Annotated in this window: 1 protein-coding gene; it reads left to right on the top strand. The window is 70.8% G+C overall.

Annotated elements, in window-relative coordinates:
* Positions 1 to 449, top strand: a 449-nt coding sequence (locus G3I71_RS47520; RefSeq protein WP_164325165.1) for a conjugal transfer protein, incomplete at both ends; no start/stop codon positions are given.

Raw genomic sequence — 449 nt, forward strand, 5'->3', positions numbered from 1 at the left:
AACGTCGGCGAGATGCCGCTGCCGATCCGCGACACCGCGCCCGCGCTGGAGAAGGGCGAAGAGGTCATCGACCAGGAACTCTCCACCCAGCTCAGGGACCAGGTCCTGGCCGGTTACTTCAAGGCGTGGGCAGCGTCCGACACCACCGCCCTGACCCGCTTCACCACCCCCGACGCCACCCCCGCGGCGGTCTCGGGCCTGGCCGGCGTGCTGAACTCACCGGTGGTCCAGGATGTCCAGGCGCTGGCGCCCGAGGGCACCGAGGCCGGCAAGAAGGTCACGTACAGCCAGGGCCAGGCGATCCCGGCACGGGTGACGGTCGTCTGGGGCGGCGGAGGGGCCGACGACGCGAAGGCGGAGGTGGCCCTGAAGCGCTCGTACCGGGTGACCGTGGTGAACACGGCGCAGGGCTGGTTCATCAAGGACATCCGCGGCGGTGTCATGGACCC

Source organism: Streptomyces sp. SID12501 (assembly GCF_010550245.1).
Taxonomy (GTDB): domain Bacteria; phylum Actinomycetota; class Actinomycetes; order Streptomycetales; family Streptomycetaceae; genus Streptomyces.